The following is a 14,212-nucleotide window of genomic DNA, read 5'->3' on the forward strand; positions in this document are numbered from 1 at the left end:
TAGTTTTGGACTATAGACCGCCGGGCCGCCCCCTGGGAAGATCCCCGGACGTCTCGGCAGATCCCGGACGACCCGCCCGACCCCGCCGGAGGACACCCCCATGGCCGACGCCCGCGAGCACGTCCCGACCCGCGAGCACGTCCTGAACGGAACCCGCGGGCGGCTCGCCGTCCACGAGTGGCCCGCTCCCGCCCGACCCCGGTACGTGGCCCTCCTGGTGCACGGCTACGGGGAGCACGCCGGCCGGCACGCGGGACTCGCCGGGGTCCTCGCGGCGCACGGCGCGGCCGTCCTGGCCCCCGACCACCTCGGGCACGGCCGGTCGGCGGGCGAGCGGGTGCTGATCGAGGACTTCGAGGACGTGGTCGCCGACGTGCACGCGGCGGCGCTGTTCGCGCGTGCCGCCCACCCGGGGCTGCCCCTGGTGCTGGTGGGGCACTCGATGGGCGGGCTGATCGCCTCCCGGTACGCCCAGCTCCACCCGGGCGAGGCCACGGCGCTGGTGCTGTCCGGGCCGGTCCTCGGCGACTGGGCGCTGCCGCGCCGGCTGCTCGCCCTGGCGGAGATCCCCGACACGCCGGTCGGTCCGGCCGCGCTGTCCCGTGATCCGGAGGTCGGCGCGGCGTACGCGGCGGACCCGCTGGTGTGGCACGGTCCGATGAAGCGGCCGACGCTGGAGGCGTTCGTCCGGACCCTGGAGGCCGTGGCGAACGGCCCCGGCCTGGGCGGACTCCCGGTGCTGTGGTTCCACGGCGAGGAGGACCGCCTGGTGCCGCTCTCCGGCAGCCGGCCCGGCGTCGAGGGGCTCGGCGCCACCGTCACCGAGCGGATCGTGCCGGGCGCCCGGCACGAGGTGTTCCAGGAATGGGGCAAGGCGGCGGCGTTCACGGAGCTGACGCGGTTCCTGGACGGCGCCCTCGCCGGGGCGGACCGCGGCGGCTCGGGCCGCTGATCCCCCGCCGGGGAGGGCACCCCGCCCGCCGGGTCCGGGAAGGGCGGGCGGCGCACGCGGCCGGTGCGGGCCGGGGGCGACGGGTCTCACCGGGTACGGACGCCGCTCCGCGCCGGTGTTTGCCGGGTGGGGGCCGGGGCACCCGCCGCAGCGTGGGGCGGACGTGCCGCACCGCGCCGCCGCCCCGCAGCCGACCGAGCACCCCACCGACGCCGCGAGGAGCAGCACCGTATGACTGTCGTGAAGAGCACGATTCCCGAGTCGGCCCGCCAGGTCACCGGAGACGCGTTGCAGAGCACGCTCGTGGATCTTCTCGGGCTCTCCCTGATCGGGAAGCAGGCGCACTGGAACATCGTGGGCCCGCGCTTCCGTTCGATCCACCTGCAGTTGGACGAGGTGGTCGCCGCGGCCAGGTCCTTCGCCGACACGGTCGCCGAGCGCGCGTCCGCCCTGGGCGTACCGCCGGACGGACGGCCGGAGACCGTCGCGTCGGCGTACTCGCTGGGCGGTCCCAAGGACGGCTGGGTGCGCGACGACGATGTCGTGGCCGCCATGGTCGACGCCCTGGACACGGCGATCGCCCGGCTGCGCGAGCGGATCGCGGCCACCGACGAGCCGGACCCGGTCACCCAGGACCTGCTGATCACCATCACGGCGGAGCTGGAGAAGCAGCGCTGGATGTTCGTCGCCGAGAACGGTCCGGGAGGCACCGCATGACCGACGCCCTCGAGCTGGACGCGCTGTGGGAGGACTTCCACCACGTGGTCAACATGACCTCGGCGGAACTCGCCTCCTGGCTGCGGGTGCGCGACTCGCGGGAAGAGGTGGAACCGCTGCCCGACGAGGCCGGTTCGCCCACCGGGCAGCACGTCCTCGCCATCCTGCAGAAGCGGCGCATGGACCTCACCGAGGACGACCTGCGCGTGATGTGGCGGGTCGTGGACACGGTCACCACCCAGGCCGACCTGGAGAACGAACCGGAGTCCGAGGACACCCGCCGCAGGCACCGGCTGATGACCATCGGCCACGATCCGCTGAAGCCGCAGCCGTGACCCGCGCCGAGGACGTCGTCCGGGAACTGCTGCGCACGCACGGTGGGACGTACGCCGAGGAGGCGGGCATCCGGCTCAAGGACACCCCGCAGCCGCTGTACCGCCTGCTGGTCCTCGCCCACCTGCTCAGCGCCCGCATCCGCGGCTCGATCGCGGTGGCCACGGCGCGCTCCCTGCACGAGGCCAGGCTGAGCGACCCGCGTCGCATGGCGGACGCCGACTGGCAGGAGCGGGTCGACGCGCTGGGCCGCGGCGGCTACCGGCGCTACGACGAGCGCACCGCCACCCAGCTCGGCGACGCCGCCCGGCTCCTCGACGACCGCTGGGGCGGCGACCTGCGACGGCTGCGCGAGGAGGCGGACGGCGACGTGTCCGCGCTGCGCCGGCTGCTCCAGGAGTTCCCCGGCATGGGGCCGACCGGCGCGGACATCTTCCTGCGCGAGGCCCAGCGGGTCTGGCCGGACGTGGCACCGTACCTGGACCGCAAGGCCCTCCAGGGCGCCGGCCGCCTGGACCTGCCGGAGGACCCCCGGCGCCTGGCCGCCCTGGCCGGGGACACCGACCCGGCCGTCCTCGCCGCCGCGCTGGTGCGGGCGGCGGTGGACAAGGAGGTCGCGCGGGAGTCCCTGGCGGGCGCCGCGCGCTGAACGGCCCCGGGCGGGGCGCACGCGGTGGGGACGGTGTGTCGGCACACGGCCCGGCGACGCGCCGAGTCGGCGTGTCGCCGACGCGGTGTGCCACGGCTCGGTGTGTCGCGGCTCGGCGTGTCGCCGGCCCGGCGGACGTGGCCCCGGCGTGTCGGGCCGCCGGCACCCGTCACCCGACCGCCCGGCCGCGCTGGTGACCTCCGCCCCACGGTGGTGCGCTGGGAAGACCGTGTCGCATCCCCGGGAGGCACCCGCGATGAGCCGTCGTCCGACCCGCCCCGCACGCCTGTTCGCCTCCGCACTGGCGGCGGGCGCGCTGCTGACCACGGCGGCCTGCTCGCAGGACGGCGGCCCGGCCGCCGCGGACGCCGCCGAGCGGGCCGGTACCGCCGCCGCCCGCGAGGCCGCCGAGCCGGTCACCGGTACGTCCCCGAGCCCGGCCACCCTCACCGAGGCCGGGGCGAAGGCGGCCCTCATCACCGAGGGCGACGTCGAGGACCAGTGGAACCAGGTGCCGGACGCGGACAAGTGGCGGGACACCATGCTCGTCGGCAAGGTCGACGTGGCCGACTTCCTCACCGCCAAGTCCCAGGCGGCCGACTGCCAGCGACTGCTCGACGGCCTCTTCGCGCAGGACCTGCTCGGCAAGCCGTCCGGGCCGTCCGCGGTGACCGGCTTCGAGCAGGGCGAGTCCCGGCTGCTCGAACAGGTCGCCGCCCACGACCGCGGCAAGCTGGACGACGCGCTGAAGTGGCTCGGCTCCCTGCCCGGCGCGTGCGACCAGTTCACCGCGACCGGTTCCTCGGGCGGGGAGCGGACCGTCCAGGTGACCGAGTCCTCCGTGCCGGACGTCGGCGACGCCCGCCAGGGCGTGCACGTCGCCGTGCGGGGCACCTCCGCGGGCACGCCGACCACGCTCACCCTGGACGTCGCCGTCGTCCGGGTCGGCACGGACGCCGTCGTCGTCACCGGCGGCGGCCTCGACGGCGGCGAGAGCGACTCCGTCCGACAGGCCGCCCGGCAGGGCACCGAACGCCTCCAGACCGTCCTGGCCGGCCGCACCCCCTCCCCGCATCCCCCCACCGACTAGGTCTTACGTGCTGATCCGGCGTGATCCACACCGGACGGCACGCCTAGTGGAGCCCACCGCGCCACTCCCCGCCACGCCGCTCTCCTCCGGGCCACTGCCCCGCTCCCCGCCCACCCCGTCGGGTGGAGCTCCGCCGAAACCCGGACAGCCCGGTCACCCGGCGGCACAATGAGCGCGTCGAGACCACTGGCGCGCGAAGGAGCCGACACGTGAGCGAGAGCCGCACCCCGGGGCACCGGCCCGCGCGCGGCGGGAGCCGCGCCCCGTCGGACGGCATCCCGGGCACCGGCTCCGGGGGCATCGGCACCACGCTCACCCACCCCGCGCGCATCCGGCGGCACCAGGTCGACAGCGCGGACGCCCACGCGACCGGCCCCGGGATCACCGGCCACGGTGCCCCGGCCCCGGCGCTGCGCCGCCCCACCGCCGGGCGGGCCGTACGGGCACCGGGCGGGCTCGTCCTCCCGCCGCGCCCCCCGCACCACGCCGAGGCGGGCGGCTCGGCAGGGCGGATACCGGCGGCGTACGGGACCGCGTACGCCACACCCCCGCCCCTCCCCCGCGGCCGTACCCGCACGGCCGCGTTCCCCGGCCGGCCCGGACCGCTCGCGCCGGGCCCCCTCCCCCGCCCGGCGCGGCGTCCGCGGAGCGACGCCGCGGCGGCCGTACCGCGGTCCCGCGCGGTGGCCGCGACGCACTGACCCGTGCCGCGCCCGGCCGCATCCGCCCCGGGCCGCACCTCGTCCAGGAGGACGACATGACCACCCTTGCCCACCCCGTGCCGGGCGGGCGCCCCGGCGACGTCGAGCGGCCGACCGCGCTCGGCGGCGAACTCTCCGGCCACGGCGTGCACGGCCTCGTCCCCGCCTCCGTGGACACGGCCGGCCTCGGCCGGGTGTCCTGAGATGGCCGCCGACGTCGTGGAGGAGACGCTGGACGGCCTGGGGCTGGTGGACCACCACTGCCACGGGGCCGTCACCCGCGCGCTGGACCCGGAGGGCTTCGCGTCCCTGCTGACCGAGGGCGGGGCGTGGCCGGACGCCTCCCCGTTCGACACCCCGGCCGGGATCTCCGTGCGCCGGCACTGCGCGCCGCTGCTGGACCTGCCGCGCCACGCGCCGGCCGACGTGTACCTGGCGCGGCGGGCCGCGCTGGGGCCGGAGGAGGTGAACCGGCGCTTCCTGCGCGCGGCGCGCGTGGGCACGTTCTGCGTGGACACGGGGCACGCCCCGCACCGCGTGACCACGCCCGCGGAGCTGGCGGCGGCGTCGGGCGCGGAGACGTACGAGGTGGTGCGGCTGGAGGCGGTGGCGGAGGCGGTGGCCGCCGCCGGTGTGGAGGCGGACGCGTACGGCGAGGCGTTCCGCGCGGCGGTGTGGAAGGCGGTGCGGCGGCCGGGCGTGGTGGCCGTGAGGTCGGTCGCCGCGTACCGCACCGGTCTCGATCTGGACCCGTCCTGGCCGGGGAAGGCGGAGGTGACCGAGGCGGCCGGGCGCTGGCTGGCGCGCGGCGGCCGGCTGGACGAGCCGGTCCTGGTGCGGCACCTGCTGTGGACGGCGGTGGAACTGGGGCTGCCGCTCCAGTTGCACACCGGGTTCGGCGACGGCGGCCTGCGCCTGCACCGCTCGGACCCCGCGCTGCTGACCGACTGGCTGCGGCTGACGGCGGGGACGGTGCCGGTGCTGCTGATGCGCTGCTGGCCCTACCAGCGCCAGGCGGCGTACCTGTCGGTGGTCTTCGAGCGGGTCCACCTCGACGTCGGCCTCACCCTGCACCACGTGGGGCCGGCGCGGGCGGGCGCGGTCCTCGCGGAGGCGCTGGAGATCACCCCGTTCCGCAAGCTGCTCTACGGCTCCGGCGCCTACGGTCCGGCCGAGTTCCACCACCTCGGCGCCCTGGCCTTCCGGCGCGGGCTGGCGGGTCTGCTGCGGGCCCGGGTGGACGCCGACGAACTGTCCGCGGCGGACGCGGTGCGCATCGCGCGTTGGACGGGACGGGACAACGCGCGGCGGGTCTACCGCCTGCCCGGGGAGAGCACCGACGACGGCTGAGCGACGTGGGGACGGTCACAGTCCCGTGGCGACGCCCAGGAAGAACGAGACGCTGAAAGTATGATCAAGCGATGGCTGACATGACCGAAACCACGCCCGGCTGGCTGCCGACCGACGAGCTCGAGATGGCCCGCGCCCGGATGCCGATCCTGTACGTCGAGGCCGTGCCCGTACGTGTGGACGACAGCGGCGAAGTCACCAGCGTGGGCCTGCTGCTGCGGATCGGCCCCGACGGGACGGTCAGCCGGACGCTGGTCTCCGGCCGGGTCCTGCACCACGAGCGGGTCCGGGACGCGCTCCTGCGCCATCTGGAGAAGGACCTGGGGCCGGTGGCGCTGCCCCGGGTGCCGTCCTCGCTGCAGCCGTTCACGGTGGCCGAATACTTCCCCACGCTCGGCGTCACCCCGTTCCACGATCCGCGGCAGCACGCGGTGTCGCTGGCCTACGTCGTCCCGGTGAGCGGCGACTGCCGTCCCCGGCAGGACGCGCTGGACCTGGTCTGGTTCTCCCCGCGGGAGGCGCTGTCCCCGGCGGTGCAGAGCGAGATGCCGGGCGGTCACGGCGTCCTGCTCAAGCAGGCCCTGGCCCATGTGGGCAACGTGATCTGATCCGGCGGGCGCGTGCCCGTGCCGGTGGAGCCCCGGTCGGCGGACCTTCCGCGGCCGGGGCTCCGCCGTGTCCGCGACCGGTACCGCGCGTTCCGCTTCCGTGCCAGGGTGCGGGCGCGGTGCGCCCTGCCGTACCGAGCGCGACGGATCTTTGCGTGTGACGGAATGGTTCCCTATTCTGCTTCCGTGGAGCAGAATACGAACTCCTACCGCGTCGAGGCGGTGGATCGCGCGCTGATCCTGCTGGCACTGCTGGCGGAGCGCGGCCGGCTCAGCGTGACCGAGGCCGGGCGGGAACTGTCCGTGGCGCCGTCCACGGCGCACCGGCTGCTGGCCACGCTGTGCCACCGGGGTTTCGCCGTACGCGGCGAGGACCGGGTGTACCGGCCGGGCCCCCAGTGGCACGCGGCCGGGGCGCGCGAGGTGCCACCGCTGCCCGACCGGATGCGTCCGTACCTGGAGAGCCTCTATGGAGCGACGAACGAGACGGTCCACCTCATGGTGCGCACCGGCACCGAGGTGCTGTTCCTGGACGGCGTCGAGGGCGTCCGGTCGCTGCGGGTGGGGCTGCGGATCGGCGTGCGGATGCCCGCGTACCGCACCTCCGGCGGCAAGGCCATGCTCGCCGACCTGGACCCGGACGCCGTCGACGCGCTGCACGCGGGCGGGCTGCCGCCCCTGCCCGGCGAACGGGTCCACGACCTCGCGGCGCTGCGCCGCGAACTGGACGCCGTCCGCCGTGACGGCTTCGGCCTCAACCAGGACGAGAGCGAGCCCGGCGTGACCGCCCTGGGCGCCTCGGTCGGCCTCGTCGACGGGCACCATGTCGCCCTGGCCGTCGCCCTGCCCACGGTGCGCGCCGGCGCCGACGACGCGAAGGCGCTGGCCGACGGCTTACTGCGGATCTGCCGCGAGGCCCGCCGGGACCTCGTGGGGCCCGGCGCCGCCCGGCGGGACGACACCCCGGCCGAGGTGGGCTGAGCGCGGCGGACGGAGCGGCACGAACCGCCCCGAGCCAGGAGCCGCGGGCGAAAGGGATCGAATCGTGCGATGAGTACGTTGTAGAGGTCGAGGGCCCGGTCTCACGGCCGGGCTCGTCCGAGCCGTCGCCCGCGCCGCCGGGCGAGCGACCACACCTTCAGGAGTCACCACCAGCAGCCCGCCTGCCGGATGCCGATCGTCTGCCCGGGAGTCCCGATGTCCGTGTCGTTCTCACCCTCGTCCGAACCGCTCCGGCAGCACGGTCGGCTGCGTACGCGTGACGTGGACGTCGCCCAGCACGTGGTGGCCGAGGTGTACGAGCCGCACACGCTCACCCCGGTGGACCGCAAGGGGCTCGACGCCCGTCTCAACGCCGTGCAGCTCGGCGGCGTGACCCTCGGATACCTCACCTACGGCACCGAGGCGCACATCGCCCTCCCGGCCAGCGAGCACTGGTACCACATCAACATCACGCTGGCCGGCAGCAGCCTGGTCACCCGGGAGAACGGGGACCGGGGCATGACCCGGGGCATGGCCCACGCGGCGATGCTGCTGCCGCACCGCGCCCAGACGATCGCCTGGGCCGCGGACGCCGCCCAGTTCGCCCTGCGGATCCCGCGGGCCGACCTGGAGGGGCACCTCGCCGCCCTGACCCGCGCCCGGGTCGGGGGCCCCATCGACTTCGACCTCGTGGTCGACCTGGACTCGCGGGCGGGCCGGGGCCTGCTGCGCTGCATCGAGTTCGTCCGGACGGAGTGGGACGAGGACGGGGTCCTCGCGCGGAACGCCGACTCGCGCCGCCAGCTCGAGTCCATGATCCTCACCAACCTCCTCATGGCCGCCTCCGGACCGCACCAGGCGCTGCTCCAGCGCACCGAGCCCGCCCCCGGGCCGAGCACGCTGAGGAGCGCCCTCGACTACATCCACGACCACGCCGGGGACTTCCCCACCCCCGCCGAGGTGGCCGCCGCGACCGGGGTGAGCGCCCGGACCCTGCAACTGCACTTCCTCAACCACCTGGGCCGGACCCCCTCGCAGTACCTGCGCGACCTCAGGCTGCGCGGGGTGCGCGACGAACTGCTGCACCCGCGCTCGGCCGAGACGACGGTCACCGAGGTCGCCTCCGCGCACGGATTCCACAACCTGGGCCGGTTCTCCTCGCTCTACAAATCGGTGTACGCGGAGTCCCCGTCGGAGACGCTGCGCCGGAGCCGGGCCTCCTGAGGGCGGGCCCCGCCCGGCGCTCCCGGTACGCGCGGGGCGCCCGGCCCCGAACCGCGGCCGGCGGATTCGGGGCGGGCGCCCTCGGGTGCGATACGTCAGGTCAGGCGGTCAGGCCGGGGTCCGGCGGGCTCACACCACCTGGACGATGTGCTTGAACTCCTGGAACTCCGCCACGGCGCGGTTGCCGTTCAGCCGGCCCAGGCCGCTCTGCTTGCAGCCGCCCTCCTCGAACTGGTCGAGGACGACGGCCCAGCCGTTGGTCCACACCGTGCCCGCCTCCAGCGCGTCGGCGAGGCGCAGCCCGCGCGCCCCGTCGGCGGTCCAGACGGAGGCCGCGAGACCGTACTCCGTGGCGTTGGCCTTGCGCACCGCCTCCTCCTCCGTGTCGAAGGTCTCGAAGGTGGCGACCGGGCCGAAGAGTTCCTTCTGGACGAGGGGCGAGTCGGTGTCCCGCACCCCGAGCAGCGCCGGGCGGAAGTACGCCCCCCGGGCGAGGCTCTCGTCGTCGGGGCGGCCACCGGGCACGATGACCTCGGCGTCGCCGAGCGACTGCTCGATCAGCGCCTCCAGCCGGTCCCGGCTGGCGATGTCGATCAGCGGGCCCATCTGCGAGTCCGGGGCGTCGCCCGGCCCCACCGTGACCGCGCTCAGGGCCTGGGCGAGCCGGGTCCGCACCTCGTCGGCGACCGACGACTGCACGAGCACGCGGCTGCCGGTCATGCAGAACTGGCCGCTGAAGGTGGTGATCCCGGCGACGATCGTGCCCACGGCCGCGTCGAGGTCGGCGTCCTCGAAGACGATCATGGGGGTCTTGCCGCCCAGTTCGAGCGAGAGCCGTTTCAGGGTGGGTCCGGCGTCGGCCATGATCTGCCGGCCCACGGCGGTGCTGCCGGTGTAGCTGAGCGCGGCCACGTCGGGCGAGGAGACCAGGGTCTTCGCGCCCACGCTGCCCGATTCGTTGAAGACGTTGAGCACCCCGGCGGGCAGCGACGGGCAGTCGGCGAGCAGTTCGGTGAGCCGGGTGTTCACGAGCGCCGTCTGCGCGGCCATCTTCATGACCACGGTGCAGCCGGCCGCGAGGGCCGGGGCGAAGGACCGTACGGACAGCACCACCGGGGAGTTCCAGGGGACGATGACCCCGGCGACGCCCACCGGCTCCGAGAGCAGGATGGAGTAGACCCCCGGGCGGACCCGGCCGCCGCCGCCGGCGTCGGTGAGGGCCTGCGCCGCGTAGTAGCGCAGCTTGGAGGGCGTCAGGCTCAGTTCGAAGCCGGCCTCGGGAAGGATCTTGCCGTTCTCCACGGCGAGCAGGTGCGCGAGTTCGTCGGTCGCGGCCTCGACGCGGTCGGCCATCTCGTTGAGCACGCGGGCGCGCAACTGGCGGTCGGTGCGCCACGCGTGGGTGGCGAAGGTGTCCCGGGCGATCCTGATGGCGTCCCGTACCTGGGACTCCTCCACCTCGTAGTAGGTGCCGAGGGTCCGTCCGTCGGCGGGTGAGAGGGAGACGCCGGTGGTGGCCGAGGCGACCCACTCTCCGCCGATGTAGTGCCGGGCGGGGCCCGTCTCCTGGCCGAGGGGCGCACCCTCGGCGACGTTACTGGTCACGACGTTCCTTCTTTCTCCAGGTCGCAAGGGGCCGGGCGGTCGCCGGGTGGTGCGGCGAGCCGTGCCGCACCACCCGGCCGCCTCATCCGGCGGTCTTCTTCGCGTAGCGGACGGTCAGCGGGTCCGGGCCGAACTCCCGGCCGTCCAGACGTTCCGCGAGCGTCACCACCTGCGCGGTGAACTCGCCCAGGGCGGCGCGTACGTCGTCGGACACGTCGTCCGTGCGGAACTCCGTGTCCACGAAGAAGGCGCCGTTGGGCGCGGTGAGGGCGCCGAACCAGCCGAGGATGTCGCGCAGGTGGCGCTCGGCCGACAGGAAGTGGTGCGGCGCGGCGGCGACGGTGAGGATGCCCACCGGCTTCGAGCGCAGCGCCTCGTTGGGCAGCATGTCGATCAGGAGCTTGAGGGTGCCGGTGAGCGATCCGCGGTAGACCGGTGAGGCCAGGACGACGGCGTCGGCCTCGCCGATCCGCCGGACCGCCTCGTCGTCCCAGGTGGCGACCACCGGGCCGACGCGGTCGCGGGGCGCGAGGCGCTCCACGCTCCAGCCGGGGTGCCGCTCGCGGACCTCCCTCTCGATCAGCCCGAGGGCGCGTGCCATCTTCCCGGGCGGGGTGGGGCTTCCGTAGACGGTCGCAAGTCTCATCGGGTCACCGCTTCTCTCCGGTCGTGTTCGAGGTACCTGCCGCGGTAGAACAGCAGCGGGTCGCGGGCCGTACCGGCTTCCAGCGCGGTGACCGCGGCCACCACGACGGTGTGGTCACCGGCGTCGATCTCCTCGGACACCGCGCACTCGATCCAGGCCAGGGCCCCGTCGATGAGCGGCATCCCGGCCGGTGAGGGCCGCCAGTCGACGCCGGCGAACCGGTCGACGCCCGAGCGGGCGAAGCGGTCGCCGACCGCCTGCTGGTGCGCGGCGAGCACGCTCACCGCGAACCGTCCCGAGCGCCTGACCGCCGGCCAGGTGGCCGACTCCTTCCGTACGCAGACCAGCACCAGGGGCGGGTCGAGGGAGAGCGCCGAGAACGATTGGCAGGTGAATCCGGCCGGAGCCCCGCGATCGATCGACGTCACCACGGTGACCCCGGTGCAGAAGTGACCGAGAACGGCCTTGTATTCCCGCACGTCCGTGCCGGAAGAATGCGTCATTCCAGACCTCCCTGTCCCTGCCGCGGTCAGCTCCGCAGGCCGGCTTCCTTCATCAGGGGCAGGACGCGCTCGCCGAAGTACTGGAGTTCCTCCACGTAGTCGAGGAATCCGATCATCATGCCGTCGATCCCGGCCTCGGAAAGGCCGGCCAACTGCTCGACGATCTGTTCCGGCGTGCCGATCAGCGGGTATCCGCCGTAGCCGAGGATGAAGCGCTCCTGGAGGGCCTTGATCTTGTCGAACGAACCGCTTTCGGAGCCGAGTCCGCTGGAGACCATCTTGGCCACCTCCCAGTCACCCTTTTCGAGGATGTGGTCGAGGAGTGCCTTCGTCTCCTTCTCGGTGTCACGGCAGATGATGTTGCCGTAGCCGAGGATTCCCAGGTCGCGCTTGTGGGAATGGGCGATGGAACGCACCCGGGCGGCGGTGTCCCGCGCCTCGTCCGGGTCGGCGAAGGCGATGAAGTTGAAGTCGCATTCGCGTGCGCAGAATTCCAGGCCCTGCGGCGAGTTGCCGGCGTTCACGAGCACCGGGTACGGCTGCTGGATCGGCTTGGGGTCGGAGAAGGCGTCCTTGATGTCGAAGAACTCGCCCTGGAAGTCGACGCCTTCGCCCTCGGTCCACATGCGCTTGGCGATGGTGATCCACTCGGAGCCGTAGCGGTAGCGCGCGTCGTGCTCGCGCTGCGTGCCGCCGAACATCTCCATCTCGGCCTTGTACCAGCCCATGGTCATGTTGAGACCGAAGCGGCCGTTGGAGATGTGGTCGACGGTGACGGATTCCTTCGCCGCGACGATGGGGTTCTTGGTCGGCACGTGGGTGGTCGAGAACACCATGATGTTCTCGGTCGCCTGCGCCAGTCCGGCGGCCCAGGTGTGGGTCTCGAAGTTCGAGCCGTTGAAGTTGGTCTCGCCGCCCATTCCCCGGTAGCGGGCGACCGGCAGCATCGCCTCGAAACCGAGCCGGTCCGCGATCTGGGCGATCTTCTGGGTGTGCTGCCAGGAAAGCTCGTAGGTCGACTCGGCGTGGGTCGCCATCAGGCCGTGGCTGCAGTTCGAGCCGAAGACCCCGAGCTTCATCTTGTTGTCGTTGAACATGGCGACACCGCTGGCACGGCGTGCCGCGACGAGTTCCTCGTAGGAAAGCCCGGGGGCGGTCGTGGTCATGTCTTCTCCTGTGTGCTTCGCCGCGACCCCGCGTGCGGCGGGGTGCGGAATTCGTGACGCCAAACTAAGCGGGTGTGCACGGAAGGGGCTATCCACAGGACGAAGGGCCGAAGGCCGACAAACGAAACACGGGGAAACGGTCACCTCGGGCACCGGAAGGCATCTCCCGCGCGCGGGCGCGGGGCACCGGGCAGCCGAATCCGGGAGCGCGCGGAGAACGGCCGCCACTGACTTCCTGTCAGGAGTGGACGCACGGCTGTCGGCTGACTACCCATCGGCACGACACGCGGACAAAGTCCGTTTTCTCCGGGCGTACTTCACAAGTCACCCATTGGTCTTGACCAATGATTTTCCGTCAGGCAAGCATGGGCGCAGCCCTCACAAAACGTTCACATCCACCGTTGCGAGAGAAGCCCACCCATGCGTATTTCCGCGGCCGCCGTGCTCGGCGGGTCCCTCGTCCTCGGCCTCGCGGCCCCCGTCGCCCACGCGGCTCCCGCCGCACCGGCCGTCTGCACCGACGTCTTCGGCGTCGCGGGCAAGTACGGCGAGTTCGTCCTCGGCGACGACGTCCACTCACCCGACGCGGAAGGCGCGGTCGCCGTCGGGGGCAACGCCGACTTCCGCCGCGGCTTCAGCGTCGGCAACGAACTGTCCGAGAGCGAGGTCGCCGCGCTGCCCGGCCGGGCGGCACTCGTGGTCCGGGGCGACCTGCTCAGCGGCAACGGCGCCACGGTGGTGATGAAGGGCGACGCCGTGGTCGGTGGCGCGGTCCGGGGCCGCCCCGTCGAACTGCACGCCGGCACCTTCCGCAAGCAGGCCGACCTGATCGACTTCGAGGGCGAGTTCGCCAAGCTCCGCGCCTATTCCGCGGCCCTCGCCGAGGAGCCGGCCACGGAGGGCACCACGGTCACCGCGAACGGCTCCGCGCTCACCCTCACGGGCGACGACACCACGCGCAACGTCTTCTCCGTGACCGCGGCCCAACTGGAGGCGGCGAAGGAGGTCTACCTGAAGGTGCCCGCCGGGGCGACCACGGTCGTCAACGTCAGCGGCACCGACTACGACATGGCGAAGGGGGGCACCACCGGCTTCCTCCTCTCCGGCGGCGGCCCCTACGTCCTGGACGACAAGCTCCAGAGCGCCGCCGACGGAGCGGTGCGCGCCAAGCTCCTGTGGAACTTCCCCGAGGCCCGCACGGTCACCAAGAGCAGCAAGGCGGCCTGGCCGGGCAGCGTCCTCGCGCCCCGGGCCCACCTGGAACTGGGCACCGCCGCACCGGTCAACGGCTCCGTCTGGGTCGCCTCGCTGCACGGGTCGGGCGGCGCGGAGACGCACCACTTCCCCTTCAGCGGCTGCCTCCCCGAGACCGGCGTCACCCCGCCCGCCCCCCAGGAGCCGAGCGCCACGCCCACCGGCACGCCGCCGGCCGAGACCACGCCCGCGAGCACCCCCTCCGCGACCACGTCCTCCCCCGCGACTCCCTCCGCCGACTCCCCCTCGCCCACCGGCGCGCCGGACACCCCGGCTCCCGACGGGAGCGCGACCCCCGTCGCCGAGGGTGACCTGGCCTCGACCGGCAGCAGCGGCATGGTGCCGCTGGCCGTCGGCGCCGCCGCGGTGCTCGCCGGCGGCACCGGCCTCGTCCTGGCCGCCCGGCGCCGCGCGAACCGGAACTGACCCCTGA

The 14,212-nt window shown here is 73.9% G+C and carries 15 protein-coding genes and 1 pseudogene; 12 read left to right on the forward strand and 4 right to left on the reverse strand.

Translation table 11 applies throughout. The features are described from left to right. The first annotated feature begins 100 nt into the window (after positions 1-100). From VM636_RS02525 to VM636_RS02575, 11 genes and pseudogenes are all read left to right on the forward strand, one after another. Positions 101-952 (forward strand): lysophospholipase, encoded by an 852-nt coding sequence (locus VM636_RS02525; RefSeq protein ID WP_338483090.1) that lies wholly within the window; start codon positions 101-103, stop codon positions 950-952. Positions 953-1,183: 231 nt separating this feature from the next. Further along, positions 1,184-1,669, forward strand: a complete 486-nt coding sequence (locus VM636_RS02530) for a DNA starvation/stationary phase protection protein (protein WP_030421141.1) — start codon at positions 1,184-1,186, stop codon at positions 1,667-1,669. Then, positions 1,666-2,004 (forward strand): DUF3140 domain-containing protein, encoded by a 339-nt coding sequence (locus tag VM636_RS02535; protein WP_338483092.1) that lies wholly within the window; start codon positions 1,666-1,668, stop codon positions 2,002-2,004. The genes VM636_RS02530 and VM636_RS02535 overlap by 4 nt, the downstream gene beginning before the upstream one ends. Next, positions 2,001-2,651 (forward strand): endonuclease, encoded by a 651-nt coding sequence (locus tag VM636_RS02540; RefSeq protein ID WP_338483094.1) that lies wholly within the window; start codon positions 2,001-2,003, stop codon positions 2,649-2,651. Before VM636_RS02535 ends, VM636_RS02540 begins: the two co-directional genes overlap by 4 nt. 256 nt (positions 2,652-2,907) lie before the next feature. Further along, entirely contained in the window at positions 2,908-3,741 is an 834-nt protein-coding gene (locus VM636_RS02545) for a hypothetical protein (protein ID WP_053912865.1), read from the forward strand. 209 nt (positions 3,742-3,950) lie between these two features. Further along, the gene (locus VM636_RS02550) at positions 3,951-4,442 is read left to right on the forward strand and encodes a hypothetical protein (RefSeq protein WP_338483096.1); all 492 of its coding nucleotides are present in this window, start codon (positions 3,951-3,953) and stop codon (positions 4,440-4,442) included. A gap of 56 nt (positions 4,443-4,498) precedes the next feature. After that, positions 4,499-4,662, forward strand: a pseudogene (locus VM636_RS02555) (glutamine synthetase); the annotation flags it as partial. Then, positions 4,647-5,792: an amidohydrolase family protein gene (locus tag VM636_RS02560; RefSeq protein ID WP_338483097.1), complete on the forward strand. Its 1,146-nt coding sequence runs from the start codon at positions 4,647-4,649 to the stop codon at positions 5,790-5,792. The pseudogene VM636_RS02555 and the gene VM636_RS02560, both read left to right, overlap by 16 nt. An 80-nt stretch (positions 5,793-5,872) precedes the next feature. Next, positions 5,873-6,400 (forward strand): NUDIX hydrolase family protein, encoded by a 528-nt coding sequence (locus tag VM636_RS02565; protein ID WP_030421135.1) that lies wholly within the window; start codon positions 5,873-5,875, stop codon positions 6,398-6,400. A 186-nt stretch (positions 6,401-6,586) separates the two neighbouring features. Next, positions 6,587-7,381 (forward strand): IclR family transcriptional regulator, encoded by a 795-nt coding sequence (locus VM636_RS02570; protein WP_199809401.1) that lies wholly within the window; start codon positions 6,587-6,589, stop codon positions 7,379-7,381. A gap of 216 nt (positions 7,382-7,597) precedes the next feature. Beyond that, positions 7,598-8,605 (forward strand): AraC family transcriptional regulator, encoded by a 1,008-nt coding sequence (locus VM636_RS02575; protein ID WP_158786468.1) that lies wholly within the window; start codon positions 7,598-7,600, stop codon positions 8,603-8,605. Between the two features lie 129 nt (positions 8,606-8,734). On the opposite strand, the gene VM636_RS02580 is transcribed toward VM636_RS02575, so the two are convergent. The 4 genes from VM636_RS02580 to VM636_RS02595 all read right to left on the reverse strand — a co-directional run bounded on the left by VM636_RS02580 (position 8,735) and on the right by VM636_RS02595 (position 12,525). Then, positions 8,735-10,210: an aldehyde dehydrogenase family protein gene (locus tag VM636_RS02580; protein WP_051821403.1), complete on the reverse strand. Its 1,476-nt coding sequence runs from the start codon at positions 10,208-10,210 to the stop codon at positions 8,735-8,737. A gap of 82 nt (positions 10,211-10,292) precedes the next feature. Continuing rightward, on the reverse strand, positions 10,293-10,856 hold the full coding sequence (locus tag VM636_RS02585) for an NAD(P)H-dependent oxidoreductase (RefSeq protein ID WP_338483098.1): 564 nt from the start codon (positions 10,854-10,856) through the stop codon (positions 10,293-10,295). Beyond that, on the reverse strand, positions 10,853-11,359 hold the full coding sequence (locus VM636_RS02590) for a flavin reductase family protein (RefSeq protein WP_338483099.1): 507 nt from the start codon (positions 11,357-11,359) through the stop codon (positions 10,853-10,855). Before VM636_RS02590 ends, VM636_RS02585 begins: the two co-directional genes overlap by 4 nt. A 26-nt stretch (positions 11,360-11,385) precedes the next feature. Continuing rightward, entirely contained in the window at positions 11,386-12,525 is a 1,140-nt protein-coding gene (locus VM636_RS02595) for an LLM class flavin-dependent oxidoreductase (protein WP_338483100.1), read from the reverse strand. Between the two features lie 420 nt (positions 12,526-12,945). Between VM636_RS02595 and VM636_RS02600 the strand changes: the two genes are divergently transcribed. Further along, on the forward strand, positions 12,946-14,205 hold the full coding sequence (locus tag VM636_RS02600) for a choice-of-anchor A family protein (RefSeq protein WP_338483101.1): 1,260 nt from the start codon (positions 12,946-12,948) through the stop codon (positions 14,203-14,205). Positions 14,206-14,212 lie beyond the last annotated feature (7 nt).

The sequence above is a fragment of the Streptomyces sp. SCSIO 75703 genome (genome assembly GCF_036607905.1).
In the GTDB taxonomy this organism is placed as follows: domain Bacteria; phylum Actinomycetota; class Actinomycetes; order Streptomycetales; family Streptomycetaceae; genus Streptomyces.